We start from the raw sequence: 26,347 nt of genomic DNA on the forward strand, positions 1-26,347 counted from the left end.
CGTCAGACGGTGCACAGCCCGTCAGGCGGCGCGGTCCTCGGCGCCGAGCCAGGCGTGCCAGCCCTCGTGGAGCACGAGCCACGCGAGCAGTCCGTATCCGGCCTGACCCGGCACGGTGCCGTCTCCGGCGTACATGTCGGCGAGCCACTGCTCGTGCGAGCGCAGCGGCTGGAAGGTCTCGACGTAGGGGACGTGCCGCCTGCGGCAGACGTCCGCGAACGCATCGGAGACGGTCGCGAGCGCGCGCTCGTCGACCCGCAGGCGCGGCGGCGGACCGACGACGAAGCAGCGCACGTCCGAGGCCGAGGCGGCGTCGAGCACGTTGGCGAGGTTGAGGCGCGACCGGGCGGTCGAGACGCCGGAGAGGACATCGGCCGCGGACAGGCCCACGACGAGCCGGTTGTCGGTCCGGGGTCCGAACCGCGTGGCAGTCTCGGTCTCCCAGCGCGCGGACAGGCCGGTGGACGTCTCGCCGGGCACCGGCAGTGCGGCGACGAAGGGGTCGGTCGCGTGCCGTGTGCGTGCCAGCACCCTGCCGACCCAGCCCAGGGCCCGGGCGTCGCCCTGCCCCGCCACCAGCTCGTCGCCGAGCACGCAGATCCGCACGCCGTCGCTCATACCCCTCCTTCTGCTCGCCCCGCCGTGCGCGGGGTCGTCCCATCCTGCCCCACGGCGGCCGGCACGCACGTGGGCGGCCGCACGAGCGGACGCCCACCCGCGGCCCGGGTCAGCGCCGGAAGGCGTCCGCCATGAGCGTCGCGTTCTCCGCGGCGTGCGTCTTGGCGGACCCGGCCGACGGCGAGGCGGCCGCCGGGCGGGAGACGAGCTTCATCGGACGGTCGGAGATGTGCAGGTTCGCGGCGAGGAACGGCCACGCACCCTGGTTGGCCGGCTCGTCCTGGACCCACACGAGCTCGGCGTCGCCGAACGGCTCGAGGGCGGCGAGCACCTCCTCGGTGGGGACCGGGTAGAGCTGCTCGAGGCGGATGATCGCGGTGCGCTCGTCGCCGGCCTTCTTCCGCGCCGCCGCGAGGTCGTAGTACACGCGGCCCGAGCACAGCAGCACCCGGTCGACCTGGCCGCCGGCCGCCAGGACCTGCTCGTCGACCTCACCGATGACCCGCCGGAGATGGCCCTCGGTGAAGTCCTCCACCGACGCGGCCGCCGCCTTGAGGCGGAGCAGCTGCTTGGGGGAGAAGACCACCATCGGCCGGCGCGGCTGCGCGTAGGCCTGCTGGCGCAGGAAGTGGAAGTAGCTGCCCGGGGTCGAGGGCTGCACGAGCAGCAGGTTGTCCTGCGCGGCCAGCGTGAGGAACCGCTCGATGCGCGCCGAGGAATGGTCCGGCCCCTGGCCCTCGTAGCCGTGGGGGAGCAGCAGCACGAGCGAGGAGGACTGGCCCCACTTCTGCTCGGCGGAGGACACGAACTCGTCGATGATGGTCTGGGCGCCGTTGACGAAGTCGCCGAACTGCGCCTCCCACAGCACGAGCGCGTCGGGTCGCTCGATCGAGTACCCGTACTCGAAGCCCATGGCGGCGAACTCGCTCAGCGAGGAGTCGTAGATCCACAGCTTGGCCTGGTCGGGGGTGAGGAAGCGCAGCGGCGTCCACTCCTTGCCGTCGACGTGGTCGTGGAAGACCGCGTGGCGCTGGACGAACGTGCCGCGGCGCGAGTCCTGCCCGGCGAGCCGCACGGGCGTGCCCTCCATCATCAGGGAGCCGAAGGCGATGAGCTCGCCCATGCCCCAGTCGATGCCGCCCTCCCTCGACATGGTCGCGCGCCGCTCGGTGAGCTGCTTGAGCTTGGGGTGCAGCGTGAAGCCGTCCGGCACGCGCTCGTGCGCCTCGCCGATCCGCTCGACCACCGCGCGGTTGACCGCGGTCGTCCAGCCGACCATGAGGCCGGCGTCCTCCTGCTGGGCGGAGGGCTTCTCGAGGCCGGCCACCGAGTCGCCGCCGCTGCGGGACTCCCGCTCCTTGGAGGCGGCGAAGCCCTCGTCGAGGGTGCGCTGGAACTCGTCGACCGCCTGCGCGCTCTGCTCCTCGGTGATGTCGCCGCGCCCGATGAGCGACTCCTGGTACAGGGTCCGCACCGTCTTCTTCTCGTCGATGAGGCGGTACATCACGGGCTGCGTCATCGAGGGGTCGTCGCCCTCGTTGTGACCGCGTCGGCGGTAGCACACGAGGTCGATGACGACGTCCTTGTGGAACTCCTCCCGGAACTCGAACGCGAGCTCGGCGACCCGGGCGACCGCCTCGGGGTCGTCCCCGTTGACGTGCAGCACCGGGATCTGCAGACCCTTGACGACGTCGGAGGCGTAGTACGAGGAACGCGACGACGCCGGCGAGGTGGTGAAGCCGATCTGGTTGTTGACGATGATGTGCACCGTGCCGCCCACCCGGTAGCCGGGCAGCTGGGACAGGTTGAGGGTCTCGGTGACCACGCCCTGGCCGGCGAACGAGGCGTCGCCGTGGATGAGCACCGGCAGCACCGAGTAGCCCTTGTCGCCAAGGTCGATCCGGTCCTGCTTGGCGCGCACGACGCCTACGAGCACGGGGTCGACCGCCTCGAGGTGCGAGGGGTTGGCGGCCAGGTACACGCTCGTCACCGCGCCGTCGGGCGCCTCGTGCTTTCCCTCCGTGCCGAGGTGGTACTTGACGTCGCCCGAGCCCGCGAGGTCGAAGTTGCCCTCGAACTCCCCGAAGATCTGCGTGTAGGACTTGCCCGCGACGTTGGCGAGCACGTTGAGGCGCCCGCGGTGGGGCATGCCGATCGCGACGGAGTCCAGCCCCGCCTCGGCCGCGCCGTTGAGGATCGTGTCGAGCAGCGGGATGAGCGACTCGCCGCCCTCGAGCGAGAACCGCTTCTGGCCGACGAACTTCGTCTGCAGGTAGGTCTCGAACGCCTCGGCCTTGTTGAGCATCGACAGGATGCGCAGCTGCTGCTCGGAGTCCGGCTTGGCGTAGGGCCGCTCGAGGCGCTCCTGGAACCACGTGCGCTGGGCGCGGTCGGCGAGGTGCATGTACTCGATGCCGACGGTGCGGCAGTAGGCGTCGCGCAGGTTGTTGAGGATCTCCCGCAGCGTGGCCCGGTTGCTCCCGCCGAAGCCGCCGGTGGGGTACTTCCGTTCGAGGTCCCACAGGGACAGCCCGTAGTTCGTGATGTCGAGGTCCGGGTGGTGGCGCTGGCGGTAGGAGATCGGGTCCGTGTTGGCCATGAGGTGGCCGCGCGAGCGGTACGCGTGGATGAGCTCCGCGATCCGGGCGGGCTTGCCCAGCTCGTTCTCGGCGTCGAACTCCGTGTCCTTCTTCCAGCGCACGGGCTCGTAGGGCACCTGCAGGGCGACGAAGACGCGGTCGTAGAACCCGTCCTCGCCGAGCAGCTTGGTCGCGATCGCCCGGAGGAACTCGCCCGACGCCGCGCCCTGGATGATCCGGTGGTCGTAGGTGGAGGTGAGCGTGAGGATCTTCGAGACGCCGAGGCGGGCGATCGCCTGCTCCGAGGCGCCCTGGTACTCGGCGGGGTAGTCCATCGCGCCGACACCGACGATGACCCCCTGCCCGTTCATGAGGCGGGGAATCGAGTGGACGGTGCCGATCCCGCCCGGGTTCGTCAGGGTCGCGGTGGTGCCCTGGAAGTCCTCGACCGTGAGGTCGTTCGTGCGCGCCTTCTGCACGAGCTCCTCGTAGCCGGCGACGAACCCGGCGAAGTCGAGGGTGTCGGCCTTCTTCACGCTGGGGACGACGAGCGTGCGCGTGCCGTCGGGCCGGGGCAGGTCGACCGCGAGGCCGAAGTTGATGTGCGCGGGGCGGACCAGGGCCGGCTTGCCGTCCTCGGTGCTGCCGTAGGAGTAGTTCATGTCGGGCACCTCGGCGAGCGCCTCGACCATCGCGTAGCCGATGAGGTGCGTGAACGAGACCTTCCCGCCGCGGGAGCGCGCGAGGTGGGAGTTGATGACGAGCCGGTTGTCCACGAGAACCTTGGCCGGGACGGCCCGCACCGAGGTGGCGACCGGGATCTCGAGCGAGGTCTCCATGTTCTTGGCCGTGCGCTGGCTCGCGCCCCGCAGCTTGACGACCTCGTCCTCCGCGCCCTCGGTGTTGTACCGGGCGATCGGCTTGGACGAGTCGCGGTAGGTGGCGGTCGCGGCCTGGGCCTCCACCGGCGGTGCGGGCGGCAGGTCGCCGCGGATGACCTGCACGGCCGAGTCGGACACGCGTCCGCGCGGGTCGGAGGGGCGGGTCTCGGGGGTCGGGGCGGAGGTGACGCGGTCGGGGTCCGTGCGGCTCGGCGTGGCCGGGGTCGAGGTGGTCGCGTCGTCGCTGGTGGTCTCGTCGTCGGAGACCGACGACGACGGGGCGCCCGCTGCCGGCGCGGCGTCCGTCGAGGCCCGTGCCGCGTCCGGTCCGGCCGTGGTGCGCGTGCCCGAGCCGCTCTCGTCGGTGCCGGGCCCGGCGGCGCGGACGGGCGTGCCGGCGGCCGGGCCCTCAGGGTCACGCTCGGCGAAGAAGGTCTGCCACGACTCGTCGACCGACGTGGGGTCCTGGCGGTACTTCTCGTACAGCTCCTCGATGAGCCATGCGTTCGGGCCGAAGTTGTCGTGAGCCTGGGTGGACACCGTGGGAAACCGCCTTGTTCCGAGTCGTGGGGGAGCGCGTTCTGCCGCAGTTCAGCGTATGCCGAACGGGTGCCAGAACCCCACTCCCGGGCCGCTCCGGAGCCAAGTTCACCCGCCGACGGAGCCCGCGAGGAGCCGGTTGTCAAGCAGCGGTCAAGACCCACCCTCGCTCGTGCCGGGCGATGGTCCCGATTGCCCAGCCTCGGTGGACCTCGTCGCCCTGTGGACGACCGGTCCGACGTGGGCCCGACCGGCGGTAGCCTCGGCCTCGTCGGCGCGGGTGTGCTTGGTCACCGAGGCGCCCGAGCCCCTGGACCCTCCGGTCCGGGACAGTTACCGTATCGTGATCAACCGCTGCCAGACGTGGCCCGACCATGTCGCTGGCGCGGACCTGTGCCCGACAACCCCCGCGAGAGGTCCTTGCCGTCATGTCTGAACCCGCCCTCCCGAGCGCCCGGCTCAGGCGACGGGACCTGCGGGCGGCGCACGGCCACGAGGGTCGGATCGCTGCGGTGACCAGCCAGGACGCTCGGACCACGCACGCGGCCGGGCCCGCCGGGGAGGTCGCGGCCGGCGACGGTACGACGCCCGCCGTCGAGGGTGGACGGTCGGCCGCCCCCCGTGTCCGTCGCCGTGACCTTCGTGAGACATCCGTCAAGGCCACGCCGGCGCGGCCGGCCACGCCGGTCCGGCCGACCGACGCCCCGGCGGACGCCGCGCCCGTCGCCCGCCGGTCACCGTCCGGCGCCCACCCGACGCGACGCGAGCTCCGGGCCCGCACGCGCCCGGCGCGTCGTCGTTCCCGGGCCGTCCGTACCTCCGTCGTGGCCGCGGCCGCCGCGGTCGGCACCCTCGGTGTCGCCCTCCCGGCGTTCCAGCACTCGGGTGCCACCGCCGAGGCGCAGCTCCTGGCCGGCCCGCAGGTGGAGGCGCTGACCGCCCCGACCTACTCGGTCCTCAACGACGGCGCGGACACGGGCACGACCGTCTCCTCGGAGCTGCTCGCCAGCGGGGGAGCCGACGCGCGCGCCACCTACGCGGCGGCGAGCCGCACCGAGGCCCGCTCCGAGCTGCGGTGCTCGCCCGACGTCGCCGCCTCGGGCACCCGTGCGGCGCTGGCCTCGGAGGAGACCGTGGTCCGGCCGCTGGAGTCGGGCACCTACCGGGACACCTCGGGCTACGGCTGGCGCACCCACCCGATCACCGGGTCCCCGAGCTTCCACACCGGCGACGACTGGGCCGCCCCCTTCGGCACCCCGATCCACGCCGTCGCCGACGGTGTCGTCACGCACGCCGGCGAGGGCATCGAGGGCCGCTCCGGGACGCTGGTGATCATCGAGCACGAGGTCGACGGCCGCACGTTCGAGACCTGGTCCACGCACATGTCGCCGTCGGGCGTGCACGTCCAGGTCGGGGACACCGTCTCCGCCGGCCAGCACATCGCCGACGTCGGCTCCTGGGGCAACTCCACCGGTCCGCACCTCCACCTCGAGGTCCATGTCGACGGCGAGACCGTCGCACCGAACGACTACCTCGCCTCGCTCGGCGCCGTCGAACCCTCCGAGGCCTGCTGACCGTGGTCGCCCACGTGTTCGACGGCCCCGGCCCGGTCGCGATCGCCCACCGCGGCGGCCGTCACGAGGTGCCCGAGAACACGGCTGCCGCGGCGGCGCACGCCGCCGCCCTCGGCGTCGTCATGGAGACGGACGCCCGGCTCACGGCCGACGGGGAGGTGGTCCTCTTCCACGACGACGACCTCGCGCGCACGACGACGGCCGACGGCCCCCTCGAGGCCCGCACGTGGGCGGAGGTCCGCGCGCTGTCCGTCGAGGGCGGGGGACCTCCTGCCCGGCTCGTCGACGTCCTCGCCGCGCATCCCGACCTCCGGCTCAACATCGACGCCAAGACGGACGAGGTGGCCGTGCCCCTCACGGACGTGCTCCACGACGCCGGTGCCACAGCTCGCGTCTGCCTCGCCGCCTTCTCCGACGACCGACTCGCGCGCATGCGCGAGCGGCTCGACGTGGCCGCCTCGCTGGGGCCCGCGTCCGTGGCGCGCCTCGTCGTCGGCTCCGTCCTGCCCGTCGTCGGCCACCGGCTCGTGCGGCGCCTGCCCGGGCCGGAGGACGGCGTCGTCGCGGTCCAGGTACCCGAGCGCCACCGCGGGATCCCGGTCGTGACCACCCGGTTCGTCGCCGCGGCCCACCGGCGCGGGCTGCAGGTCCACGTGTGGACGGTCGACGACCGCGCGGACATGGAGCGGCTCCTGGACCTGGGTGTCGACGGGATCATCACCGACCGTCCGAGCCTGCTCATCGACGTCCTGGACCGGCGCGGTCCCTGGCACTGAGCGGGTCCGGCGGGTCCGCACGGGCAGAGGTCCGCTCACTCGTCGGGCGGAAGTCCGCTCACTCGCGGGGTGGGGTGGGCGCGAAAGTACCCCCGACTGGATTCGAACCAGCGACCTTCTGCTCCGGAGGCAGACGCTCTATCCACTGAGCTACGGGGGCATACGCCCGCAGGCGCCCGAGCATCCTATCCCGCCGCGGGCCGCGCTCCGACGCAGCTGGGAGTGCTCCCGACCACGTACCCTGTCCACCGGTGTCCCGACGGGGCGCCGCGGCCGCGGCCGGTGGGGACGAGCTCGAGGGGCGCACGGATGGTGGTACGGGCGGGGGGACGGTCCGACACCCGGCTCATCGTCACCATGATCGTCTCGACCGTGGTGCTGCTCGCCGTCATCGTCGGAGGCACCTTCATCCTCGACGCGGCACGCGGGCCGGCCCTCGACGACCGTGACCTCGGTCCGCGCATCGAGACCAGCATCGTCTACACCGACGACGAGGGTGCGGCCACGACCTACTCCCTCACGGGCGACTGGGAGACGTGGGACGGCGCGACCACGGGCGGCGCCGTCGAGGGCTGGCAGGGCACGTACTCCTCGGGCACGAGCTCGGTGTCCTACGGCGCCGCCCGCTTCACGTCACAGGAGGCCGTCGACGAGTTCACGCAGTCGCTCGCGGACGAGCTCGTCGCCGCCGGCGCCACCGTGCGCCAGCAGGAGGACACGAACACCGACGGCACCGGCACGCTGCGGATCCTCGACACCACAGACCCCGCCGCCCCGGTGCAGTACCTGTGGGACAACGGCCGCGGCCTGGTCTTCACGCTCGCCGGCGAGGCGTGGCCCGTCTACGAGATGTACGTCGCCCACCCGCTGTAGTCGGCATCCCCGGCCGCGGGCCCGCACCATGTAGTCGGTCTCGCACCGCCGCGGGCGTCACCCGTCGCCGAGCGCCCCCCGCGCAGAACTAACCTGGGACCGTGACCCCCGAAGCTCTCGCCGACCTCATCGCCGCCCAGCTGGCGGCGCTCGCCGCCGACGGAACGATCGCGCTGCCCGCCGACGCCGTCCCGTCCACCGTCAAGGTCGAGCGACCCCGGCAGCGCGAGCACGGCGACTGGGCCACCAACGTCGCCATGCAGCTCGCGAAGCGGGCGGGGACCGCGCCGCGCGACCTGGCCACGCACCTCGCCGACCGCCTGGCCGCGCAGGACGGCGTGGCGGCGGCGGAGGTGGCGGGCCCGGGGTTCCTCAACATCCGGCTCGAGGCCGGCGCGGCGGGCGAGCTCGCCCGCACGATCGTCGAGGCGGGCGAGGGCTACGGCCGCTCGACGCGCCACGCCGGTCGGCGCATCAACCTCGAGTTCGTCTCCGCCAACCCCACCGGGCCGATCCACATCGGCGGCGTGCGGTGGGCCGCCGTGGGCGACTCGCTCGCCCGCATCCTCACGGCGACCGGCGCCGACGTCACGCGCGAGTACTACTTCAACGACCACGGCGCCCAGATCGACCGGTTCGCCCGCTCCCTGCTCGCGCGCGCCCGCGGCCAGGAGGCACCCGAGGACGGGTACGGCGGGCAGTACATCGCCGACATCGCCGACGCCGTCACCGCCGACGCCCTCGCCGCCGGCGGGCCCGAGCCCGCCACGCTCCCGGACGCCGAGGCGCAGGAGGCGTTCCGCTCCCGCGGCGTGGAGCGGATGTTCGCCGAGATCAAGGCGGCGCTGCACGACTTCGGCGTCGACTTCGACGTCTACTTCCACGAGGACAGCCTCCACGACTCCGGCGCCGTGGAGCGGGCGCTCACGCGCCTGCGCGAGGCCGGGCACGTGTTCGAGGCCGACGGCGCCACCTGGCTGCGCACCACGTCGTTCGGGGACGACAAGGACCGGGTCGTCGTCAAGTCCGACGGCGAGACGGCCTACATCGCCGGCGACATCGCCTACTACCTCGACAAGCGCGAGCGCGGCTTCGACGAGGTGGTCATCATGCTCGGCGCCGACCACCACGGGTACGTCGGCCGCATGATGGCGGTGTGCGCCGCGTTCGGGGACGAGCCGGGGGTCAACCTCCAGCTCCTCATCGGCCAGATGGTCAACCTGCTCAAGGACGGCCGGCCGCTGAGGATGTCGAAGCGGGCCGGCACGGTCGTCACCCTCGAGGACCTCGTCGACGCCGTGGGCGTCGACGCCGCGCGCTACTCGCTGGCCCGCTCGTCCACGGACACCTCGATCGACCTCGACCTCGACCTGCTCGTGGCCCGGTCGAACGACAACCCCGTCTACTACGTGCAGTACGCCCACGCCCGTACCTGCGCGGTCGCCCGCAACGCGGCCGAGCACGGCGTGCGCCGCGACCTCGCCTTCGTCCCCGAGCTCCTCGACGACCCGGCGGACGCCGCCCTGCTCGGCGTGCTCGGCTCGTTCCCGCAGATCGTCACCATGGCCGGCGAGCTGCGCGAGCCGCACCGGGTGGCCCGCTACCTCGAGGACCTCGCCACGGCCTACCACCACTGGTACGGCCGCGTGCGGGTCACCCCGCGCGGCGAGGCCGAGGTCGAGGACGCCCACCACACCCGGCTGTGGCTCAACGACGCCACCGCCCAGGTCGTCGCGACCGGCCTCGGTCTGCTCGGTGTCTCCGCCCCGGAGCGCATGTGAGCGACCACGGCACCGAGCTCGCCACGCTCGCCGCCCCGGAGCCCGACGGCAGTGCCGCCGGGCCGTGGTCGACGACCACCCGGCGGGACGAGGCCGGCGGGCTCGAGGTCGGCGGCGTCGCCCTGACCGACCTCGCCCGCGAGCACGGCACGCCCGCCTACGTCCTCGACCTCGCCGACCTGCGCGGCAGGGCCCAGGCGTGGGCGGACGCGTTCGCGCGGCACTTCGCCCCCGGGCGGGGCCTGGCGGGCGCCGACGTCTACTACGCGGGCAAGGCGCTGCTCACCGTCGGCGTCGCTCGGATCGTCCACGCTGCCGGCCTGCGGGTCGACACCTCCACGGGGGGCGAGCTCGCCACCGCGCTGCGCGCCGGCGTCCCGGGGCCGTCGATCGGGCTGCACGGGAACAACAAGTCCGACGCGGAGATCGCCGCAGCGATCGACGCCGGCGTGGGCCGGATCGTCGTGGACTCCCTCGCCGAGATCGACCGGGTGACGATGATCGCCGCCGAGCGCGGCACCTCGGCCCCCGTCATGGTGCGCGTGACGACCGGCGTCCATGCCGGCGGCCACGAGTTCATCGCCACCGCCCACGAGGACCAGAAGTTCGGGCTGTCGCTCGCGTCGGGCGCAGCCCGGGAGGCCGTCGGGAAGATCCTCGCCGAGCCCGCCCTGGAGCTCGTCGGCCTGCACAGCCACATCGGCAGCCAGATCCTCGACCTCGCGGGCTTCGAGGCCGCGGCGCGCGCGGTCCTCGCGCTGCGCGAGGACGTGCGGGCCGCGACCGGCCGAGTCCTGCCGGAGGTCGACCTCGGCGGCGGCTACGGCATCCGGTACACCGGCGCGGACGCCGCCGGCCCCACACCCGACGACGTCGCCGCCACCCTCGCCGCGGTCGTCGCCACCGAGTGCGCCCGCATCGGCTCGCCCGTGCCGCGCGTGTCGGTCGAGCCGGGACGCTCCGTCGTCGGGCCGGCCGGCCTCACGCTCTACCGGGTGGGCACGATCAAGGACGTCGCGCTCGACGACGGCGCCTCCCGGCGCTACGTCTCGGTCGACGGCGGTATGTCCGACCACATCCGCACGGCCCTGTACGGCGCCGACTACACGGCCGCCCTCGCGTCGCGCCCCGGTGACGGCGGGTCCGTGGCGACCCGCGTGGTGGGCAAGCACTGCGAGTCCGGGGACATCGTCGTCCGCGACGTCGCCCTCCCCGCCGGCACCGCCCGCGGGGACCTGCTCGCGGTGCCCGTGACCGGCGCGTACGGACGCTCGATGTCCAGCCAGTACAACCTCGTCCCGCGACCGCCGGTGATCGGCGTCGAGGACGGCCGGGCCCGGGTGATGGTCCGGCGCGAGACGATCGAGGACCTGCTCGCCCTCGACGAGGACTGACCGCCCGTCGCGCCGGGTCCGTGCCGGGCGGTGCCCTCCCGGACGGCCCGGTGCGGCGGCGCCCCGCACACATATGCTGACGTCGCACCCCCGGGCTCCCGGCGGCGCAGCCCCTACCGTCGAGGATGTGAGAGCACCCGTGACCACCCCGCCCTCCGAGGTCCGCGTCGCCCTGCTGGGCGCCGGGACGGTCGGTGCCCAGGTCGTCCGACTCATGAACGAGCGGGCGGACGACCTCGCCGCCCGGGCCGGTGCGCCCCTGCGGCTCGTCGGCATCGCGGTCACCGACGTCGAGCGTGAGCGCGAGCCGTGGATCCCGCGGGACCTGCTCACCACGGACGCCGAGGGCCTGATCGCGGACGCGGACGTCGTCGTCGAGCTCATCGGCGGGATCGACCCGCCCCGGGCGCTCGTGCACGCCGCGATGGCCGCGGGCGCCACGGTCGTCACCGGCAACAAGGCGCTCGTCGCCGCCCACGGCCCCGAGCTGCACGACGCCGCCGCGGCCGCCGACGTCGACCTCTACTACGAGGCCGCCGTCGCGGGAGCCATCCCCATCGTCTACGCCCTGCGCGAGTCGCTCGCGGGGGACACGGTCACCGAGGTGCTCGGCATCGTCAACGGGACGACGAACTACGTGCTCGACGAGATGGCCACGAACGGCAGCACGTTCGACGACGCCGTCGCCCAGGCCCAGGCGCTCGGCTTCGCCGAGGCGGACCCGAGCGCGGACGTCGACGGCCACGACTCGGCCGCCAAGGCTGCTCTGCTGGCGTCCCTCGCGTTCCACACCCGCGTCCCCCTGGAGAACGTCCCGGTCGAAGGCATCCGCGGCGTCACCGTCGAGGAGATGGCGGCCGCCCAGGAGACCGGGTACGCGCTCAAGCTGCTGGCCGTCGCCCGGCGCACGACCTCGCCCGACGGCATCTCCGTGCGGGTCGGGCCGACGCTCATCCCTGCGGACCACCCGCTCGCCACCGTGCGCGGGGCGTTCAACGCCGTCGTCGTCGAGTCCGAGGCCGCGGGCCGGCTCATGTTCTACGGGCAGGGCGCAGGCGGCGCACCGACCGCCTCCGCGGTCCTGTCCGACCTCGTGGCGGCGGCAGGCCACAGGGTCCGCGGCGGGCAGGCTCCCCGGGAGTCCGCCTACGCCCGGCTCGCACCCCTGCCTGCGAGCTCCCAGCGGATCACCGCGCGGTTCGACCTCGAGATCGACGACCGACCGGGCATGCTCGCGCTCGTCGCCGCCGTCCTCGCCCGCCACGGGATCTCGATCGAGGCGGTCCGCCAGGCCGCGCACACCGACCCGACCGCCTACGGCGACGAGCTCTACGACGTGTTCGACGACGCGTACGACGGCGGGTCGGACCGCGACCGGGACCCCGCCGCGAGCCGGGAGAGCGCGACGCTGACGATCACCACCCACCGCACCGACGAGGGCACCCTCGCCGCGTGCCTCGCCGAGCTCGCCGGTGCGGACGGGGTCCGCGCCGTCCTGCCCGTGCGCCGAGTCGAAGGAGTCTGACGTGGCCCAGCCGTGGCGCGGCATCATCACCGAGTACGCCGACCGTCTCCCGGTCGAGGACGACCGTCCCGTCAGCCTCGGCGAGGGCGGTACGCCGCTCGTCGAGGCCCCCGCGCTGTCCGAGCGCACCGGCGCCGAGGTGTGGGTCAAGGTCGAGGGTGCGAACCCGACCGGCTCCTTCAAGGACCGCGGCATGACGATGGCGATGACCAAGGTGCTCGCCACGGACGCCGAGGTCGTCGTCTGCGCCTCGACGGGCAACACCTCCGCCTCCGCGGCCGCCTACGCGGTGCGAGCCGGGCTGACGTGCGCCGTCGTGCTGCCCGCCGGGAAGATCGCCGCCGGCAAGCTCGCCCAGGCCGCCGTCCACGGCGCCACGCTCCTCGCGATCGACGGCTCGTTCGACGATTGCCTGCGCATCGTGCGGCAGATGGCAGACGCCTACCCGGTCGCGCTGGTCAACTCGGTCAACCCCTACCGCCTGCAGGGGCAGAAGACCGCGGCGTTCGAGGTCGTCGACGCCCTCGGGGACGCCCCGGACATCCACGTCCTGCCGGTCGGCAACGCGGGCAACATCTCGGCCTACTGGATGGGCTACAACGAGTACGCCGGCCGCACGACGGCGGCGTCGATGGACGGCACCACGGAGGGGCGCGCGCCGGTCGCGACCCGGGTCCCGCAGATGTGGGGCGTGCAGGCCGACGGCTCGGCGCCCTTCGTCAAGGGCGCGGTCGTCGAGCACCCCGAGACCGTCGCCACCGCGATCCGCATCGGCAACCCGGCGTCGTGGGACCTCGCCGTCGCCGCCCGCGACGACTCGTCGGGGCGGATCGACTCCGTCACCGACCCGGAGATCCTCGAGGCCCAGGCGCTGCTCGCCGCCGAGGTCGGCGTGTTCTGCGAGCCCGCCTCGGCCGCGTCCGTCGCCGGCCTCCTGGCCGCCGCGCGCCGCGGCGAGGTGCCTGCCGGCGCCCGCGTCGTCTGCACCGTCACCGGCAACGGACTCAAGGACACCGAGACGGCGCTCGGGCACACCGGGATGGCCCTCACCGAGGTCCCCGGCACGCTCGAGGCCGCGGCCGAGGCGCTCGGCCTCCGCTCGTGACCCGGGTCGGCGCCGGCGCGGTCGGCGTCCGGGTCCCCGCGACGTCCGCCAACCTCGGCCCGGGCTTCGACGCGCTCGGGCTGGCGCTCGGCATCCACGACGACCTCGAGGTGCGCACCACCACCGGAGCCACCCGGGTCGACGTGAGAGGGGAGGGCGCCGGCTCCCTGCCCAGCGGCGAGGACCACCTCGTCGTGCGCGCGGTCCGGCTCGGGCTCGAGGCCGCGGGCGCCGAGCAGGTCGGGCTCGAGCTGCGCTGCACCAACCGGGTCCCGCACGGCCGTGGCATGGGCTCGTCCGCGGCCGCCGTGATCGCCGGCCTCCTCGCGGCCCGCGGACTCCTCGCCGAGGAGGCCGCGGACGACGGCGGGCCGCTCGACGACGGCGCGATCCTCGCGCTCGCCACCGAGATCGAGGGGCACCCGGACAACGCGGCACCCGCGCTCCTCGGCGGCGCCACCGTGGCGTGGATCGACGACGACGAGGGACCCACCGCGGTCCGGCTCGCCCTCGACCCGACGATCGACCCCACCGTGCTCGTCCCCGACGAGCAGCTGTCCACCTCCACCGCGCGCGCCGCGCTGCCGGCGGCCGTGCCGCACCGGGACGCCGCGCGGGCCGCCGGCCGCGCCGCGCTGCTCGTCCACGCCCTGGCCGGCGCGCCCGAGCGGCTCCTGGCCGCCACCGCGGACACGCTCCACCAGGAGCACCGCCGTGCAGCGATGCCCGCGACCCTCGCGCTCGTCGACGACCTGCGGGCCCGAGGCCTGCCCGCGGTCGTCTCCGGGGCGGGACCGACCGTGCTCGTCCTTGCCCCGGTCGACCGGGCAGCCGTCCCGAGCGGCTGGCGCGTCCTCATGCCCTCGGTGGACCTCGTCGGCGCCCGCGTCCGTCCCCTCGCCGGCTGACGACCGGGGTGGGGGACCTCTCCCCGCCCCGCCGGCGGTCGGGTGCCCCGATCGCTCTCGAGGCCTGTTATCATCGAGCCACCGGCACGTGCCGGACAGGCCGTCCGCCTCGCGCGACTCCCTCGTCCCACGCAGCCGGGCAGCCTCCATGATTCCGACCGCATCCGAGCGTGTCGTGCAACGGGAGCGCAGACCTATCTCCCCGGCACCGAGCCGGGTGTGCAGCGAACCCGGTCAAAGCCGGGCGCCGACCGAGGAAAGGCACCTCGTGACAGACACCATCGACGCCGCCCGACAGGGCGCGCTCACCACACTCAAGCTCACCGAGCTGCAGGCGATCGCCTCCCAGATGGGACTCAAGGGCACCGCCCGCATGCGGAAGAGCGACCTCGTCGAGGCGATCCGCGCCGGCCGGTCCGCCGCGTCGGGCTCCGCGCCGGCCGGCGAGGCTCCGGCCGCGGCGACCACGGCGGCCGGCGAGGCTCCGGCCGCGGCGACCACGGCGGGCTCCGCCTCGGGCGACGAGCCGTCGACCGACCGGTCCTCGTCCCGCGGCGCGCGCGCCCAGGACCGGCAGGATCAGGGCTCGCAGGACGAGGGCTCTCAGGACCAGGGTTCGCAGGGTGCCGGCGCCGAGCAGGGCGGGACGTCCCCCGAGCCCCGCCAGCGCCGCTCGCGCCGGGCCGTCTCGGCCCCGACCGGGTCCGGCGCCGGGGCCGACGCCCTGCCCGACCTCGGTATCGAGCTCCCGGACCGCCCCGCCGCCGGCGAGGGCACCGGCCAGGGCGGGCCGGTGCTCCAGGCTCCCGGCGACTCCGCGGACTCCCGCGGCCGGCGGGGCGATGACGCCCGGTCCGGCGGCGGTCGTCAGGGCGCGCGCGACCAGGGGCGCGCCCAGCAGGACGGTTCCGACCCGCGGCGTGACCAGCAGGGCGGCTCCGACCAGAACGGCTCGCAGCAGGGTGGCTCCCGGCAGGCTGGTTCCCGGCAGAACGGCTCCCAGCAGAACGGCTCCGACCAGGGACGTTCCCAGCAGGGCGATCGCGGCCAGCAGCGACGCGGCAACGACTCCGGCGGGCCCGACTTCACGCTCGACGACCTCGGCGAGGCGGCGTCCCGTCGCCGCGAGGGCTCCGGGCAGAACAACCAGCGCGGCAACGACTGGGACGACGACGGCGGCCCCGGCGGGCGTCGCCGGCGCAACCGCGACCGGAACCGCGACCGGCGCCGTCGTGGTCGCGGCAACCAGGACCAGGACATCGTCGTGGAGGAGACCGAGGTCTCCGCGGACGACGTGCTGCTGCCCGTCGCCGGCATCGTCGACATCCTCGACCAGTACGCGTTCGTGCGGACCTCCGGGTACCTGCCGGGCTCGAGCGACGTCTACGTCACCCTCAACCAGGTGCGGAAGTTCGGCCTGCGCCGCGGCGACGCGGTCACCGGTGCCGTGCGCCAGACCGGCGACGACAACGGCGGCCAGGGCTCCGGCGGGCACGGGGGTGGCGGCCGCGGCGGCCGGAACCAGAAGCAGAAGTTCAACCCGCTCGTCCGCCTCGACACCGTCAACGGCATGACCGTCGAGCGGGCCCGGCAGCGCCCCGAGTTCGGCAAGCTCACCCCGCTCTACCCCCAGGACCAGCTCCGCCTGGAGACGACGCCGAAGGCGATCACGCCGCGCGTCATCGACCTCGTCTCGCCGATCGGCAAGGGCCAGCGCGGGCTCATCGTCTCGCCGCCCAAGGCCGGCAAGACGATCATCATGCAGCAGATCGCCAACGCGATCGCGGTGAACAACCCCGACGTGCACCTCATGGTCGTCCTCGTCGACGAGCGCCCGGAGGAGGTCACCGACATGCAGCGCCTGGTCAAGGGTGAGGTCATCGCCTCGACCTTCGACCGGCCCGCCTCCGACCACACCGTCGTCGCCGAGCTCGCCATCGAGCGCGCCAAGCGACTGGTCGAGCTCGGCCAGGACGTGGTCGTGCTGCTCGACTCGCTGACCCGGCTCTCGCGCGCCTACAACCTCGCCGCCCCCGCCTCGGGGCGCATCCTGTCCGGTGGCGTGGACGCCGCGGCCCTCTACCCGCCGAAGAAGTTCTTCGGCGCGGCCCGCAACATCGAGCACGGCGGCTCGCTGACCATCCTCGCCTCGGCGCTGGTCGAGACCGGCTCGAAGATGGACGAGGTGATCTTCGAGGAGTTCAAGGGCACCGGCAACATGGAGCTGCGCCTGTCGCGCCAGCTGGCCGACAAGCGGATCTTCCCCGCCGTCGACGTCAACGCCTCCGGCACGCGCCGCGAGGAGCTGCTCATGGCGCCCGAGGAGCTGAAGATCATGTGGAAGCTCCGCCGCGTCATGGGTGCGCTCGACCTGCAGCAGTCCTCGGACCTGCTGCTCGGCAAGCTGCGCGAGACCACGTCCAACGCGGAGTTCCTCATGACGGTGCAGAAGAACACGCCCACCACGCCGTCGAACTCCGACCCGGACTACGCCATCCAGTAGCGACGACCCGGCGTGCGTCGCCCCGGCGACGCACGTCACGTGGCCCGCCCCTGACACGGGCAGCCACGGCCTGGCAGAATGTCCCGTCGGCCTCCGGTTCACGCCACGCACCAGCGCGGCGACCCGGTCCGCCGTGAAACCCCTTGGAGATCCACATGAAGCAGGGCATCCACCCCGACTACGTCGCCACCACGGTGACGTGCACGTGCGGGAACACCTTCGAGACGCGGTCGACCGCCACGTCCGGCTCGATCAACGTCGAGGTGTGCAGCGCGTGCCACCCGTTCTACACGGGCAAGCAGAAGATCCTCGACACCGGTGGTCGCGTGGCCCGCTTCGAGGCCCGCTACGGCAAGAAGAAGTCCGCCAGCTAGCTTCCACGACGCGCCGGTGGCGGCGCCGCCCCACCGGCGGCGTCGCCACCGGCGCTCGTTCGTCCCCGCACCCGCGCGCCCGCCGCGCGGGCATCCGCCGCACCGCGTTCCTCGCCGGAAGGACCCCATGAGCAGCCCCGAGCTCACCGAGGCGCTGTCGCCGCTGCTCGCGGAGCACGCTGAGCTCGAGGTCGCCCTGGCGGACCCCGACGTCCACTCCGACGCCGGCCGCGCCCGTGCCCTGGCCCGTCGCTACGCCGAGCTGTCCCGCGTGAGTGCCGCGGCCGCCGCGGAGCAGGCCGCCCGCGAGGACCTCGCCGCCGCCGTGGAGCTCATCGAGCTCTCGACGGGCGAGGAGGCCGACCAGCTCCGCGCCGAGCTCGCCGACCTCGAGGCGGTGCACGCCGACGCCCTCGAGCACCTGCGTGACGTCCTGCTGCCGCGGGACCCCGACGACTCCCGCGACGTCATCCTCGAGATCAAGGCCGGCGAGGGCGGGGACGAGTCCGCCCTCTTCGCCGGCGACCTGCTGCGGATGTACACCCGCTACGCGGAGCGGCGCGGCTGGACCACCCAGGTCCTCAGCCTCACCGAGACCGGGCTCGGCGGCGTCAAGGACGCGGCCCTGTCCGTGCGCACGCGCGGCGACGTCGCGCCGGAGGACGGCGCGTGGGCGAGCCTGAAGTACGAGGGCGGCGTGCACCGCGTGCAGCGCGTCCCCGTCACCGAGTCCGCGGGACGCATCCACACCTCCGCCGCCGGCGTCCTCGCGCTGCCCGAGGTCGACGACCCGGGCGAGATCGAGATCGACCCGAACGACCTGCGGATCGACGTCTACCGGTCCTCCGGCCCCGGCGGCCAGTCCGTCAACACCACCGACTCGGCCGTGCGGATCACCCACGAGCCCACCGGCATCGTCGTGTCCATGCAGGACGAGAAGTCCCAGCTGCAGAACCGCGAGGCCGCGATGCGGGTGCTGCGCGCGCGCCTCCTCGCCGAGCGCAACGCGCGGCTCGAGGCCGAGGCGGCCGACGCCCGCCGCTCCCAGGTGCGCACCGTGGACCGCTCCGAGCGGATTCGCACCTACAACTTCCCCGAGAACCGCATCGCCGACCACCGCACCGGGTTCAAGGCGTACAACCTCGACCAGGTGCTCGACGGCGACCTCGGCCCCGTCGTCGCCTCCGCCGTCGAGGCCGACGAGGCGGCCCGCCTGGCCGACGCCTCCGGGTCGTGAACCCCGCGGCGCCCACCTGGCGCGCGGCCGTCTCGGGCGCCGCCCGGCTGCTCGCGGAGGCCGGGGTGCCGAGCCCGGAGGTCGACGCCCGCCTGCTCGCCGAGCACGTCGCCGGCCTCTCCCCGCTGCTCATGGCGCCCGCCCCCACGCCCGACCAGGTCGGCGACTACGCCCACGCGGTCGAGCGCCGCGCCGCCCGCGAGCCGCTGCAGCACATCACCGGCCGGATGCACTTCCGCCGGCTCGAGCTGCACGCCGGGCCCGGCGCGTTCGTCGTGCGGCCCGAGACCGAGCTCGTCGCCGGCGCCGCGGTCGACGCCGCGCGTGCAGCCGCCCGCGACGGTCGTCGGCCCGTCGTCGTCGACCTGTGCACCGGCTCCGGGGCGATCGCCCTGGCCGTGGCCACCGAGGTCGCCACCGCCGAGGTCCACGCCGTCGAGCTCTCGGCCGACGCACTGGCGATCGCCCGGCGCAACGTCGAGCGGCACGCCCCGCGGGTGCGGCTCGCGCGGGGGGACGCGCGCAGCGCCCTGCCGGAGCTGGAGGGGACGTGCGACGTCGTCGTGTCCAACCCGCCCTACGTGCCCGACGACGCGGTTCCGCGCGACCCGGAGGTGCGCGTCCACGACCCCTCGCGGGCCCTGTACGGCGGGGGTTCCGACGGACTCGACGTGCCGCGCGCCGTGCTCGCGCGCGCCCGGGACCTGCTCGCGCCCGGCGGCGTCGCGATCGTGGAGCACTCCGAGGAGCAGGGGGCCGCGCTGCGCGACCACGCCCGCGCGCTCGGCCTGGCCGAGGCGCGCACCCACCGGGACCTCACCGGTCGCGAGCGGTTCCTCACGGCGAGCGCGCCCGGGCACCCGGGGGCAGGCGTGGAACACTCGGCCCCGTGACCGTCTTCGACACGTCCTCCGCGCGCGAGCGCGCGGTCGGCCTCGACGCCGCCGTGTCGGCGCTCGGCCGCGGTGAGCTCGTCGTGCTGCCGACGGACACCGTCTACGGGGTCGCCGCCAACGCCTTCGACCCGGCCGCCGTCGAGGTGCTCCAGGCCGCCAAGGGACGCGGCCGCGACAAGCCGCCCCCCGTTCTCGTCGGCGACCTCGCCGTCCTGCCCGCCCTGACCACGCACCTGCCTCACTCCGCCCACGCGCTGGCCGAACGCTTCTGGCCCGGAGCCCTCACGCTCGTGTGCCGGTCCCAGCCCGCGCTGAGCTGGGACCTGGGCGACACCCGGGGCACCGTGGCCGTGCGGATGCCCGACGACGAGCTGGCGCGAGAGCTCCTGCGCCGCGCAGGGCCGACCGCGGTCTCCTCGGCGAACCGCACCGGCCACCCGCCGCCCGGCACATGCGCCGACGCACGCGAGCAGCTGGGCGGGTCGGTCGCCGTCTACCTGGACGCGGGCGCGGTCGGCGCCGGCGAGCCGTCGACCATCCTCGACCTCACCGGGGAGACCGTGCGGGTCCTGCGGCTCGGCGCGCTGTCCCTCGCCACGCTCGCCGAGGTCGTGCCCGAGCTCGCCGAGACCGGGGACGCCGGTCCGGGCGGTGAGGCGGGCTCGCCCGCCCCGGCATGAGGACCTACCTGCTCGTCACGGCGCTCGCCGCCGTCGTCACCTACCTGCTCACCCCGGTCCTGCGGCGCGTCGCCGTCCGCGTGGGTGCGCTGACCGCCGTGCGGGACCGCGACGTCCACGCGGTGCCCACCCCGCGGCTCGGCGGCCTCGCGATGCTTCTCGGGTTCGGCGGAGCGATGCTGCTCGCCTCGCGCATCCCGTACCTCGAGGACGTGTTCGCCCAGTCCTCGCAGGCGTGGGGCATCCTCCTCGGCGCGTGCGTCATCTGCCTGATCGGCGTGGCCGACGACGTGTGGGACCTCGACTGGCTGACGAAGCTCGCCGGCCAGTTCCTCGCGGCGGGCCTCATGGCCTGGCAGGGCGTCCAGCTCATCACGTTCCCGATCTTCGGCCTGACCATCGGCTCCTCGGGCTTCTCGCTGCTGGCGACGGTGCTCATCGTCGTCGTCGTGGTCAACGCCGTGAACTTCGTCGACGGTCTCGACGGGCTGGCCGCAGGCATGATCCTCATCGGCGCCTCGTCGTTCTTCCTGTTCACCTACCTGCTGGCGCGGGACGCCTCGCCGGGCAACTACGCGAACGTCGCCTCGGCGATCCTCGCCGCGCTCGCCGGGGCGTGCCTGGGCTTCCTCCCGCACAACCTGCACCCCGCCCGCATCTTCATGGGCGACTCCGGCGCGATGTTCCTCGGCCTCGTGCTCTCCGGTGCGGCCATCGTCGTCACGGGCCAGATCGACCCCTCGGCCGTATCCACGAGCCGCGCCCTGCCGGCGTTCGTGCCGATCCTCATCCCCGTCGCCGTGCTCGCGGTCCCGCTCATCGAGATCGTCACCTCGGTGGTGCGCCGCGTGGTCGACGGACGCTCCCCGTTCGACGCGGACGCCTCGCACCTCCACCACCGGCTGCTCCGGCTCGGGCACAGCCACCGCGCCGCGGTCGCAATCCTCCACCTGTGGACCGCGGTCGTGTCCGGCACCGCGGTCTCCCTCGCCTTCTTCCCCCTCGCGCAGGTCGCGATCGGCGCCGGCGGTGCCGCGCTCGTCGCGCTCGTGCTCACCGCGCGTCTCCTGCCCGCCCACCGCAAGTCCAGCCCCAGGAGCTCCACGTGACCGACCCGACCACCAACGACCCGACGGCCGACGACGGCGCGGACCAGACCCGACGGACCCCGGGCGCGGACGAGGCCCCACCGACGTCGGACGCAGGCACCGACGCGGATGCAGGCACCGGCTCGGAGGCGGCCGCCCCGCGGCCGAGGGACCCCAACGACCCCGCTCTGCCGCCGGAGCTCTTCACCGGCATCCTCAAACGGCTCGTGCTCTTCCTCCTCGTCGTCGCGGCCCTGTCCATCGGGATCGGGCTTCTCGTCGGCGGGACGCGTGGCATGTGGGGCGGCGTCATCGGCACCGGCCTCGCCGCGATCTTCGCCGTGACCACCGTCGTGGCCGTCCGGGCGGCCGCGAAGCGCCCGCTCGACCTCATGGTCATCGCCGTCATGGGCTCGTGGTTGCTCAAGACCGTGCTGGTCATCCTCGTCCTGCTCGCGGTGCGCGACGCCGACTTCTTCCACCGCGGGGTGCTCTTCGGCTCCGCCGCGATCGCGGTCCTCGGCTCGGTCCTCATCGACTCCCACGCCGTGATGACGGCGCGGATCCCCTACACCTCACCGCCGGCGAGGCCCGACGTCGAGGACTGACGTCGAGGTCCGCGGGGGCGTCCGTCGGCCCGACGCCGGACGGCCCAGAACGTGACGGGTGTCGCGTCGTGGGCCCCGAGATCGGGGGTGGAGGGCCAGTCGGAATGGGTTAGTCTGACTGCCGTCGGTGCGCTACGAGGGAGCTCTCGAGGTGTGCCGCACGCGCCGCCCACCATGACCCCGGGAGACGACCTGTGCTGAATGCGTTGACGAACGCCGCCACTGCCGCGCACGTCCGCATCGTCACCGCCGAGGGGGGCGAGGGCTGGCACGCGCCGGGTCTCGAGGAGTTCTTCCCCGAGCCGTTCCTCTTCGAGGGCACGCCGTTCGCCCTCAACCGGATCATGCTGGTCCGATTCGTCGCCGTGGCCGCCCTGGTCCTCGTCATCTGGCTGGGTACCCGGAGGCTGCGGCTCGTGCCCGGCCGGGCTCAGTCACTGATGGAGCTCGCCCAGGAGTTCGTGCGCCGCAACATCGCCTTCGACTCGCTCGGCGAACGGCTGGGCCGCAAGTACACGCCCCTGCTCACCGTGATCTTCGTCGGCGTCCTGTTCTTCAACATGACGGGCGTGATCCCGTTCCTCAACATCGCGGGAACGTCAGTCGTCGGTCTTCCGCTGACGTTCGCGATCATCGCGTGGATCGCCTTCATGTACGCCGGCATCAGGGAGCGCGGCGCGGGGAAGTTCTTCGGCGGCCAGCTCTTCCCGGCGGGCGTGCCGAAGCCGATCTACATCATCCTCACGCCCATCGAGTTCATCTCGACCTTCCTCCTGCGGCCGGTGACGCTCACCATCCGTCTGCTGGCCAACATGATGTCCGGGCACATCCTGCTCGTGCTGTGCTTCTCGGCCACGCACTTCTTCTTCTTCCAGGCGAGCGGCGTGATGGCCGGCCTCGGCGGTGTCACTCTCGTGGCCGGGCTGGGATTCACGCTGTTCGAGATCTTCATCAGCGCGCTGCAGGCCTACATCTTCACGCTGCTCTCCGCCGTGTACATCCAGCTCTCCGTGTCCGACCACTAGGCCGGACCCGCATCCGGCCACGGCCGGCACACTCCACACCAGACCGATCCACACCCACACAAGTAAGGAACCACCACATGGACGGCTCGCTCTCCGCAGTTGGTTACGGCCTCGGCACGATCGGCCCCGGCATCGGCATCGGCTACCTCGTCGGCAAGACCCAGGAGGCCACCGCCCGCCAGCCCGAGGTCGCGGGCCGCCTGATGACCAACATGTTCATCGGTGCCGCGTTCGCCGAGGCTCTCGGTCTGCTCGGCCTCATCGCGGGCCTCATCTTCTGATGCCTGCCAGCGGCAACGTCGTCGCGGGGGTGAGGGACGGTCTCGACCTCCTCATCCCGGCCTGGTACGACATCATCTGGTCGCTGGTGGTCGTCGCAGTCATCGCCTTCGCGGTCGTCCGCTGGGGCGTACCGCGCCTCACCGGCATCCTCGACGAGCGGTCCGACAAGATCGCCGAGGGCCTGCGCAAGGCGGAGGACGCCGAGGCGATGCTCGCCAACGCCGAGGAGTCCTCGGCCAGCGAGCTGGCCGAGGCGCGCCGCGAGGCGGCCGGCATCCGCGAGCGGGCCAACGCCCGCGGCAAGGAGATCGAGGCCGAGGCCCAGCGCAAGGCGCAGGACGAGGCCGAGCGCACCACGGCCGCGGCCGAGCGCCAGATCGAGGCGGAGCGCCGTCAGGCCGCGCAGAGCCTGCGCAGCGACGTCGGCACGCTCGCCGTGGAGCTGGCCTCGCGGATCGTGGGGGAGTCCCTCGCGGACTCCGCCGCCCAGTCCCGCGTGGTCGACCGGTTCCTCGACGACCTCGAGCAGCAGAACACCGCCGGCGCCACCACCCGCACCACCAGCACGACCCAGGAGGGCTGATCGTCATGCGCGCCTCCAGCTCCGTCGCCCTCGGGCAGGCTCAGGGTCGCTGGGACCCGGTCGTCCGGGAGGCCGATGACGCGTTCGACCTCGCGGGGACGGTCTTCGCGGTCGCGGACCTGCTCGCCGAGAGCACGGCCGTGCGGCGCGCGATGACCGACCCGTCCCGCTCCGGCGAGGACCGGGCCGCGCTCGCGGTGCGCGTCCTGGGCGACTCCGTGGACGGCCGCGTGACCGATCTCGTCGCCGGGCTGGCGCGCGAGCGCTGGTCGGCGGACCTGGACATCGTCGAGGCCCTCGAGACCCTCGGGCAGGACACGGTCCTCGCGGCGGCCGAGCGGGGCGACGGGCTCGACGCGCTCGGCGCGGAGCTGCTCGACGTGCGCGGCGTCATCGCCGGCTCGCCCGACCTCGAGGTGGCGCTGGCCGAGGAGGCGCGGGACCTGGCCGGTCGCCGCGAGCTCCTGACCCGGGTGCTCGGCGAGCGCATCTCGCCGGCGGCGCTGCTCATCGCCCGCCGCGGTGTCGGCTCGCTCCACGAGCGCTCGGTGCTCAGCGCGCTGACCCACGCCGCCGAACGCGCGGCCGAGCGGCGCGACCGCAAGGTCGCCCGCGTCACGGCGGCCGTCCCACTCACGGGCGAGCAGCGCGAGCGGCTCGTCGCCGCGCTCGCCCGCGAGCACGGCAGCGACATCGCGCTGCACGTCGACATCGACCCCGCGATCATCGGGGGTCTGCGCGTCGAGGTCGGTCACACGATCCTGGACGGCACCGTCCGCACGCGCCTGGACGAGGCGCACCGGCGCATCGCCGGCTGATCGACCCCACACGCAGGAACACAATCGGGCCCCACGAGGGACCGGACGAGGACAAGGACACTTGAGATGGCAGAGCTGACGATCCGCCCCGACGAGATCCGGGCGGCCCTGGACAGCTTCGTGAGCTCCTACGAGCCGGGGGCCGCGAGCACGGACGAGATCGGCCACGTGATCTCCGCCGCGGACGGTATCGCGACCGTCGAGGGCCTCCCCGGCGCGATGGCCAACGAGCTGCTGCGCTTCGAGGACGGTACGCTCGGCCTGGCGATGAACCTCGAGGAGCGCCACATCGGTGTCGTCGTCCTCGGCGAGTACACCGCCATCGAGGAGGGCCAGGAGGTGCACCGCACCGGCGAGGTGCTCTCGGTCCCGGTCGGAGACGGCTACCTCGGTCGCGTGGTCGACCCGCTCGGCAAGCCGATCGACGGCCTCGGCGAGATCACCGAGCTCCAGGGGCGCCGCGCGCTCGAGCTCCAGGCCCCCGGCGTCATGGCCCGCAAGTCGGTCCACGAGCCGCTGCAGACGGGCCTCAAGGCCATCGACGCGATGATCCCGATCGGTCGCGGCCAGCGTCAGCTCATCATCGGCGACCGCAAGACCGGCAAGACGGCGATCGCCCTGGACGCGATCCTCAACCAGAAGGCCAACTGGGACTCGGGCGACCCGGCCAAGCAGGTCCGCTGCGTCTACGTCGCCATCGGCCAGAAGGGCTCGACGATCGCGGCGGTCCGCAAGACGCTCGAGGACGCCGGCGCGCTGGAGTACACGACGATCGTCGCCTCGCCCGCGTCGGACCCGGCCGGCTTCAAGTACATCGCCCCCTACACGGGCTCGGCCATCGGCCAGCACTGGATGTACGGCGGCAAGCACGTCCTCATCGTGTTCGACGACCTGTCGAAGCAGGCCGAGGCCTACCGCGCCGTGTCCCTGCTGCTGCGCCGCCCGCCGGGCCGTGAGGCCTACCCGGGCGACGTCTTCTACCTGCACTCCCGGCTGCTCGAGCGCTGCGCGAAGCTGAACGACGAGCTCGGCTCCGGGTCGATGACCGGTCTGCCGATCATCGAGACCAAGGGCAACGACGTCTCGGCGTACATCCCGACCAACGTCATCTCGATCACCGACGGCCAGATCTTTCTGCAGTCGGACCTGTTCAACTCGAACCAGCGTCCCGCCGTCGACGTCGGCATCTCGGTGTCCCGGGTCGGTGGTGACGCGCAGATCAAGGCGATGAAGAAGGTCGCGGGCACGCTGAAGATCACGCTCGCCCAGTACCGAGCCATGGCCTCGTTCGCCATGTTCGCCTCGGACCTGGACCCGACGACCCGCCAGCAGCTCACCCGCGGCGAGCGCCTCATGGAGCTGCTCAAGCAGCAGCAGTCCAGCCCGTACCCGGTGGAGGACCAGGTCGTCTCCATCTGGGCGGGAACGAACGGCTACCTCGACGACGTCGAGGTGAGCGACGTGTCCCGCTTCGAGACCGAGCTGATCGACCACCTGCGCTCGACCACCTCCGTGCTCGACGCGATCGTCTCCACCGGCAAGCTCGACGACGACACCCTCCAGGCGCTGCAGGCCGGCGTCGAGGACTTCCGCTCCGGGTTCACCACCGGGGAGGGCAAGCTGCTCGAGGAGGTCGAGGGCGAGGAGGAGTCCGAGGCCGAGGTCGCGCAGGAGCAGATCGTCAGGGCCAAGGCCTGAT

22 protein-coding genes and 1 tRNA gene are annotated in these 26,347 nt (G+C 73.5%); 20 read left to right on the plus strand and 3 right to left on the minus strand.

All coding sequences use genetic code 11. The features are described from left to right. Positions 1 to 21 precede the first annotated feature (21 nt). Together ACPYO4_RS03690 and ACPYO4_RS03695 are read right to left on the minus strand one after the other, a co-directional pair. Positions 22 to 618, minus strand: a complete 597-nt coding sequence (locus ACPYO4_RS03690) for a GDSL-type esterase/lipase family protein (RefSeq protein WP_425707861.1) — start codon at positions 616 to 618, stop codon at positions 22 to 24. Positions 619 to 727: 109 nt separating this feature from the next. Continuing rightward, positions 728 to 4,618, minus strand: coding sequence for a multifunctional oxoglutarate decarboxylase/oxoglutarate dehydrogenase thiamine pyrophosphate-binding subunit/dihydrolipoyllysine-residue succinyltransferase subunit (locus ACPYO4_RS03695; RefSeq protein WP_425707862.1), 3,891 nt, complete (start codon positions 4,616 to 4,618; stop codon positions 728 to 730). A 428-nt stretch (positions 4,619 to 5,046) separates the two neighbouring features. Here ACPYO4_RS03695 and ACPYO4_RS03700 point away from each other — a divergent pair, with 428 nt between their 5' ends. Beyond that, entirely contained in the window at positions 5,047 to 6,192 is a 1,146-nt protein-coding gene (locus tag ACPYO4_RS03700) for a M23 family metallopeptidase (protein WP_425707863.1), read from the plus strand. 14 nt (positions 6,193 to 6,206) lie between these two features. Next, complete coding sequence (locus tag ACPYO4_RS03705) at positions 6,207 to 6,968, plus strand: glycerophosphodiester phosphodiesterase family protein (protein WP_425707864.1); 762 nt, start codon at positions 6,207 to 6,209, stop codon at positions 6,966 to 6,968. An 87-nt stretch (positions 6,969 to 7,055) separates the two neighbouring features. Here ACPYO4_RS03705 and ACPYO4_RS03710 read toward each other — a convergent pair. Next, a tRNA-Arg gene (locus tag ACPYO4_RS03710) sits at positions 7,056 to 7,128 on the minus strand. A gap of 197 nt (positions 7,129 to 7,325) precedes the next feature. Between ACPYO4_RS03710 and ACPYO4_RS03715 the strand changes: the two genes are divergently transcribed. The 18 genes from ACPYO4_RS03715 (at position 7,326) to atpA (ending at position 26,346) form a co-directional block, all read left to right on the plus strand. Continuing rightward, a complete protein-coding gene (locus ACPYO4_RS03715) occupies positions 7,326 to 7,841 on the plus strand; it encodes a hypothetical protein (protein ID WP_425707865.1) in 516 nt (171 codons plus the stop codon). Positions 7,842 to 7,942: 101 nt separating this feature from the next. Beyond that, positions 7,943 to 9,622: an arginine--tRNA ligase gene (gene argS, locus ACPYO4_RS03720; protein WP_425707866.1), complete on the plus strand. Its 1,680-nt coding sequence runs from the start codon at positions 7,943 to 7,945 to the stop codon at positions 9,620 to 9,622. Further along, positions 9,619 to 11,016 carry a diaminopimelate decarboxylase gene (lysA, locus tag ACPYO4_RS03725; RefSeq protein ID WP_425707867.1) on the plus strand — a complete coding sequence of 466 codons (1,398 nt, stop codon included), beginning with the start codon at positions 9,619 to 9,621 and terminating at the stop codon, positions 11,014 to 11,016. Before argS ends, lysA begins: the two co-directional genes overlap by 4 nt. A 127-nt stretch (positions 11,017 to 11,143) precedes the next feature. Beyond that, positions 11,144 to 12,541, plus strand: a complete 1,398-nt coding sequence (locus tag ACPYO4_RS03730) for a homoserine dehydrogenase (RefSeq protein WP_425707868.1) — start codon at positions 11,144 to 11,146, stop codon at positions 12,539 to 12,541. A 1-nt stretch (position 12,542) separates the two neighbouring features. Next, positions 12,543 to 13,646, plus strand: a complete 1,104-nt coding sequence (gene thrC, locus ACPYO4_RS03735; protein WP_425707869.1) for a threonine synthase — start codon at positions 12,543 to 12,545, stop codon at positions 13,644 to 13,646. Continuing rightward, complete coding sequence (thrB, locus tag ACPYO4_RS03740; RefSeq protein ID WP_425707870.1) at positions 13,643 to 14,554, plus strand: homoserine kinase; 912 nt, start codon at positions 13,643 to 13,645, stop codon at positions 14,552 to 14,554. The genes thrC and thrB overlap by 4 nt, the downstream gene beginning before the upstream one ends. A gap of 268 nt (positions 14,555 to 14,822) precedes the next feature. Then, entirely contained in the window at positions 14,823 to 17,057 is a 2,235-nt protein-coding gene (rho, locus tag ACPYO4_RS03745; protein ID WP_425707871.1) for a transcription termination factor Rho, read from the plus strand. A 155-nt stretch (positions 17,058 to 17,212) separates the two neighbouring features. Continuing rightward, positions 17,213 to 17,431 carry a 50S ribosomal protein L31 gene (gene rpmE / locus ACPYO4_RS03750; protein WP_425707872.1) on the plus strand — a complete coding sequence of 73 codons (219 nt, stop codon included), beginning with the start codon at positions 17,213 to 17,215 and terminating at the stop codon, positions 17,429 to 17,431. Between the two features lie 127 nt (positions 17,432 to 17,558). After that, complete coding sequence (gene prfA / locus ACPYO4_RS03755) at positions 17,559 to 18,668, plus strand: peptide chain release factor 1 (RefSeq protein WP_425707873.1); 1,110 nt, start codon at positions 17,559 to 17,561, stop codon at positions 18,666 to 18,668. Then, a complete protein-coding gene (gene prmC / locus ACPYO4_RS03760) occupies positions 18,665 to 19,561 on the plus strand; it encodes a peptide chain release factor N(5)-glutamine methyltransferase (RefSeq protein ID WP_425707874.1) in 897 nt (298 codons plus the stop codon). Before prfA ends, prmC begins: the two co-directional genes overlap by 4 nt. After that, positions 19,558 to 20,244 (plus strand): L-threonylcarbamoyladenylate synthase, encoded by a 687-nt coding sequence (locus ACPYO4_RS03765; protein ID WP_425707875.1) that lies wholly within the window; start codon positions 19,558 to 19,560, stop codon positions 20,242 to 20,244. The genes prmC and ACPYO4_RS03765 overlap by 4 nt, the downstream gene beginning before the upstream one ends. Beyond that, a complete protein-coding gene (locus ACPYO4_RS03770) occupies positions 20,241 to 21,353 on the plus strand; it encodes an MraY family glycosyltransferase (RefSeq protein WP_425707876.1) in 1,113 nt (370 codons plus the stop codon). Before ACPYO4_RS03765 ends, ACPYO4_RS03770 begins: the two co-directional genes overlap by 4 nt. Then, complete coding sequence (locus ACPYO4_RS03775; protein ID WP_425707877.1) at positions 21,350 to 21,940, plus strand: hypothetical protein; 591 nt, start codon at positions 21,350 to 21,352, stop codon at positions 21,938 to 21,940. Before ACPYO4_RS03770 ends, ACPYO4_RS03775 begins: the two co-directional genes overlap by 4 nt. Positions 21,941 to 22,146: 206 nt before the next feature. Continuing rightward, positions 22,147 to 22,965: a F0F1 ATP synthase subunit A gene (atpB, locus tag ACPYO4_RS03780; protein ID WP_425707878.1), complete on the plus strand. Its 819-nt coding sequence runs from the start codon at positions 22,147 to 22,149 to the stop codon at positions 22,963 to 22,965. A 77-nt stretch (positions 22,966 to 23,042) separates the two neighbouring features. Continuing rightward, positions 23,043 to 23,246 (plus strand): ATP synthase F0 subunit C, encoded by a 204-nt coding sequence (atpE, locus tag ACPYO4_RS03785; protein WP_425707879.1) that lies wholly within the window; start codon positions 23,043 to 23,045, stop codon positions 23,244 to 23,246. Next, positions 23,246 to 23,830, plus strand: a complete 585-nt coding sequence (locus ACPYO4_RS03790; RefSeq protein ID WP_425707880.1) for a F0F1 ATP synthase subunit B — start codon at positions 23,246 to 23,248, stop codon at positions 23,828 to 23,830. Before atpE ends, ACPYO4_RS03790 begins: the two co-directional genes overlap by 1 nt. A gap of 5 nt (positions 23,831 to 23,835) precedes the next feature. Then, entirely contained in the window at positions 23,836 to 24,648 is an 813-nt protein-coding gene (locus ACPYO4_RS03795) for a F0F1 ATP synthase subunit delta (RefSeq protein ID WP_425707881.1), read from the plus strand. A 66-nt stretch (positions 24,649 to 24,714) separates the two neighbouring features. Then, entirely contained in the window at positions 24,715 to 26,346 is a 1,632-nt protein-coding gene (gene atpA / locus ACPYO4_RS03800; RefSeq protein WP_425707882.1) for a F0F1 ATP synthase subunit alpha, read from the plus strand. Position 26,347: the final 1 nt, after the last annotated feature.

The sequence above is a fragment of the Georgenia sp. Z1491 genome, from assembly GCF_049856175.1.
GTDB lineage: Bacteria > Actinomycetota > Actinomycetes > Actinomycetales > Actinomycetaceae > JB111.